The sequence below is a fragment of the Trinickia sp. genome, assembly GCF_051953405.1.
Classification (GTDB): domain Bacteria; phylum Pseudomonadota; class Gammaproteobacteria; order Burkholderiales; family Burkholderiaceae; genus Trinickia.
Window position 1 is genome coordinate 1 of sequence record NZ_JBQCIV010000078.1, and the last position, 4,152, is coordinate 4,152.

A 4,152-nucleotide genomic window follows, 5' to 3' on the forward strand; every position below is an offset into this window, starting at 1 on the left:
CGACGCGATCAACGCGTAAGCGCACCGGTTAAGGAGCAATCAGATGGCACACAAAAAAGCAGGCGGGTCTTCCCGCAACGGCCGCGACTCCGAGTCGAAGCGCCTCGGCGTCAAGGTGTACGGCGGCCAAGCGATCAACGCCGGCGGCATCATCGTGCGTCAACGCGGCACGCGCATGCACGCAGGCGAGAACGTCGGCATGGGCAAGGACCACACGCTGTTCGCGTTGGTCGATGGCCACGTCAAGTTCACGACGAAAGGCGCCGACAAGAAGCATACGGTTGTCGTCCTCCCGGCTGCGGTCTGAGATCGATCAGACTCGGGAGCGACACAGCAAAAAGGCCCCGCGTAGTTGGCGGGGCCTTTTTTCTTCTGTGCGCAGATCATGCGCATCAGATAGTGTCGTTGCAAGGTACGCGGCAAAATAGCGGGAAAACACGGGACGGAGCGATAAATGAAGTTCATTGACGAAGCGCGGATCGAAGTGATCGCCGGCGACGGCGGCGACGGCAGCGCGTCGATGCGCCGCGAAAAGTTCGTTCCGTTCGGCGGCCCCGCCGGCGGCGACGGCGGCGGAGGCGGCAGCGGGTATGCGGTGGCCGACCGCAATATCAACACCCTCATCGATTACCGCTACGCGAAAAAGCACCAGGCGCGCAACGGCGAGAACGGCCGAGGCTCCGACTGCTACGGTAAAGGCGGCGACGACATCTCCTTGCGGATGCCCGTTGGTACCGTCATCCACGATATGGACACGGGCGAAATCATCGCCGATCTGACCGAGCACGAGCAGACGGTGCTCATCGCCCAGGGCGGGTCCGGCGGTCTCGGCAATCTGCATTTCAAGTCGAGCACGAACCGGGCGCCGCGTCAGAAAACGGAAGGCAAGCCGGGCGAGCGCCGTATGCTGCGGCTGGAGCTGAAGGTGCTGGCCGATGTCGGCTTGCTCGGCATGCCCAATGCGGGCAAATCGACGTTCATCTCGTCGGTGTCGAACGCCAAACCGAAGATCGCCGATTACCCCTTCACGACGCTCGCGCCGAACCTCGGTGTCGTGCGCGTCGGGCCGAGCAAGAGCTTCGTCATCGCCGATATCCCGGGCCTGATCGAAGGCGCGGCCGAAGGGGCGGGCCTGGGTCATCAATTCTTGCGCCACCTGCAGCGCACTGGGCTGCTGCTGCATCTCGTCGATCTCGCACCGTTCGACGAGAACGTCGATCCTGTCGCCGAAGCGAAGGCGATCGTCGGCGAATTGCGAAAGTACGACGAAGCGCTGTTTCAAAAGCCGCGCTGGCTTGTCCTGAACAAGCTCGACATGATCGCGGAAGACGAGCGCGAAGCGCGCGTGGCCGATTTCCTCGAGCGTTTCGAGTGGGCCGGCCCCGTTTTCCAGATTTCCGCGCTGACGGGCCTCGGCTGCGAGAATCTGTGCTACGCGGTCTACGATTACCTCTCCGAGCATTCCGATGCGCACCGCGCGGAGCAGGCCGAGGATCTCGCAGCCGACCCACGCTTTCGCGACGTGCCGCCGGCCGGCGAGCCGTCCACGCCGCAGGCCTGAGCGCTTGCGCATCGGGCGCCGGCTACGGCCGACGCCCACCGCCGGCGGATGCTCGCCGGGTAGCTCACCGATCGTTCATGGAGACTTTCGCACGATGCGCTCTGTCATCGCGGATTCGAAACGCTTGGTTGTCAAGGTGGGATCTAGCCTCGTGACGAACGAGGGGCGCGGCCTCGATCAGGCGGCGATCGGCCGCTGGGCGGCGCAGATCGCGCAACTGCGCGAGCACGGCAAGGAAGTCGTGCTCGTCAGTTCGGGCGCGATCGCCGAGGGCATGCAGCGTCTCGGCTGGACCAAGCGCCCGCGCGAAATCGACGAACTGCAGGCCGCGGCGGCCGTTGGGCAAATGGGGCTCGCGCAAGTCTACGAGAGCCGCTTCGCCGAGTACGGCATTCGCACGGCCCAAATTCTTCTGACGCACGCCGATTTGGCCGACCGCGAACGGTACCTGAACGCGCGCTCGACGCTGCTCACGCTGTTGCGCTTGGGCGTCGTGCCGATCATCAACGAGAACGACACCGTCGTCACCGACGAAATCAAGTTCGGCGACAACGACACGCTGGGCGCGCTCGTGGCGAATTTGATCGAAGGCGACGCGCTCATCATCCTCACCGATCAGCAGGGGTTGTTTACAGCCGATCCGCGCAAGGATCCCTCGGCGGAACTCGTGCGCGAGGCCGATGCAGGCGCGCCGGAACTCGAGGCGATGGCGGGCGGCGCGGGTTCGGCGATCGGGCGCGGCGGCATGCTGACGAAGATCCTCGCGGCCAAGCGGGCCGCGGGCAGCGGCGCGAACACGATCGTGGCGAGCGGCCGCGAACCGGACGTCCTGACGAGGCTGGCCACGGGCGAGGCAATCGGCACCCAATTGATGGCGCGCACGGCACGGCTTGCCGCGCGCAAGCAGTGGATGGCCGATCATCTGCAAGTGCGCGGACATGTCGTGATCGACGATGGCGCAGTGGAAAAGCTGACGGTCGGCGGCAAGAGCCTGCTGCCGATCGGCGTGGTCGATGTGCAAGGCGCGTTCGCCCGCGGGGAAGTGATCGCCTGCCTGAGCGCGGCTGGGCGCGAAGTTGCGCGCGGGCTCACGAACTACAGCAGTGCGGAAACGAAGCTGATCGCTCGCCATGCGAGCGCCGACATCGAAACGATTCTCGGCTACATGCTCGAGCCGGAGCTCATTCACCGGGACAATTTGGTTGTCGTTTGACCCGGCTCGTTCGACCCGGCGCGCGCCAGAGCGCTCGGTCTACATGCAAAGGCCCGTGTCGTTGCCGATACGGGCCTTTTGTCTGTCTAGCGTTGCGCCTGGCTAGCGGGCGAGCTACTTGATCTGGGACATCGCGGTGCGGTGCATGCGGATGTTGTTCAGAATGACCTTCGTGGTACCCATCGGCACCTTGTTCTGGCAGAAGTAGTCCTGATAGAGCGCCGCGTGATACGCGTTGAGGTTGCCGTTTTCGATGCGGGTCCAATCGTTCGCCACCGTGCGGTCCCAGCCGTCGTGATCGGCATTCAAGCCCGCATACAGCCGCCACTCGTAGGTGTCGCAGCGAATCCCTTCGTAATTGACGTTGCGTGCGCCGGTCGGGCTCGTGATGACCACCGTATAGCGCACGACGCCGTCGGAGCCCACGTCGAGCGACTTACCGTCGACGGCGAAATGCAATGGCGTGTTTTGCGACACGTCGAAGTCGATCAGATCTCGCGCGTTCGGCAACGCCGGCAGGGTGTCGACCTTGTTTTCGGTCCATTCGGACGTGCGATCGAGCAGGTAATGAAACGGGGTGTCGTCTTTGGGCTTAGCTGGGGTGTGCGAACAGCCTGCAACAACGACGCTGCCGGCCACGCAGGCCAGCGCGAGAACGATCGCTTTCAATATGGGTACCTCGGTGAGCGGGCACAACGATTCGAAAGACCGAATGATAGCGCCCGCGCAGGCGATCGAGCGAGTACCGCGCCACCGGGTGGGGTGGCGCGTGGAGTCACTCGGGCAGAATCAAACTCGGCGAAGGGTAGGACGATGCGTCCACGCTGCCGTTCGACGCTTGCAGCGACGAACCGCTTTGCCCGGGCACTTGCGCCGAGGGCGATACGCGCGGATACCGCTGGCCGTGATGCGGGCCGCGCGGCTTCTCGGTGCGCGGCACCGCACGGCGCAAAAAGCGCGACAGTTCCGTCAGCGCCAATTGATAGACATCCCGCTTGAACTCGATCACCGCGTCGAGCGGCACCCAGTATTCGTTCCAGCGCCAGGCGTCGAATTCCGGGTGATCGGTGGCGCGCAGGCAAATGTCGCAGTCGCGGCCAACCATCCGAAGCAAGAACCAGATCTGTTTCTGGCCACGGTAGTGGCCACGTACTTCGCGCTTGATGAACTTGTCGGGCACCTCGTAACGCAGCCAGTCGCGCGTGCGACCGATGATCTTGACGTGCTCGGGGAGCAAGCCGGTTTCTTCGTGTAACTCCCGATACATCGCTTGCAGAGGGGTCTCACCATACTTGATGCCCCCTTGCGGAAACTGCCAGGAATGTTCACGCAGCCGCTTACCCCAAAACACCTCGTTGTGCGCGTTCAAGAGGATGAT

General features: G+C 63.8%; 5 protein-coding genes. 3 read left to right on the forward strand and 2 right to left on the reverse strand.

All coding sequences use genetic code 11. The annotated features are described in order from the left end of the window. Window positions 1–43: 43 nt before the first annotated feature. The 3 genes from rpmA to proB all read left to right on the forward strand — a co-directional run bounded on the left by rpmA (window position 44) and on the right by proB (window position 2,774). Window positions 44–307, forward strand: a complete 264-nt coding sequence (rpmA, locus tag ACTHN9_RS13270; RefSeq protein ID WP_440537224.1) for a 50S ribosomal protein L27 — start codon at window positions 44–46, stop codon at window positions 305–307. A 147-nt stretch (window positions 308–454) separates the two neighbouring features. Continuing rightward, window positions 455–1,561: an Obg family GTPase CgtA gene (gene cgtA / locus ACTHN9_RS13275; protein WP_440537225.1), complete on the forward strand. Its 1,107-nt coding sequence runs from the start codon at window positions 455–457 to the stop codon at window positions 1,559–1,561. A gap of 94 nt (window positions 1,562–1,655) precedes the next feature. Further along, the gene (gene proB, locus ACTHN9_RS13280) at window positions 1,656–2,774 is read left to right on the forward strand and encodes a glutamate 5-kinase (RefSeq protein ID WP_440537226.1); all 1,119 of its coding nucleotides are present in this window, start codon (window positions 1,656–1,658) and stop codon (window positions 2,772–2,774) included. 114 nt (window positions 2,775–2,888) lie between these two features. Here the strand turns inward: proB and ACTHN9_RS13285 are convergent, their stop codons facing one another. After that, a complete protein-coding gene (locus ACTHN9_RS13285; RefSeq protein ID WP_440537227.1) occupies window positions 2,889–3,443 on the reverse strand; it encodes a CNP1-like family protein in 555 nt (184 codons plus the stop codon). A 106-nt stretch (window positions 3,444–3,549) separates the two neighbouring features. Continuing rightward, window positions 3,550–4,152, reverse strand: a 603-nt coding sequence (locus ACTHN9_RS13290; protein ID WP_440537228.1) for an RNA pyrophosphohydrolase, incomplete at its 5' end; no start/stop codon positions are given.

Bases quoted from the DNA above. Each gene is read 5' to 3' on its own strand.
- rpmA (WP_440537224.1), top strand. From the start codon at position 44: ATGGCACACAAAAAAGCAGGCGGGTCTTCCCGCAACGGCCGCGACTCC.
- cgtA (WP_440537225.1), top strand. From the start codon at position 455: ATGAAGTTCATTGACGAAGCGCGGATCGAAGTGATCGCCGGCGACGGC.
- proB (WP_440537226.1), top strand. From the start codon at position 1,656: ATGCGCTCTGTCATCGCGGATTCGAAACGCTTGGTTGTCAAGGTGGGA.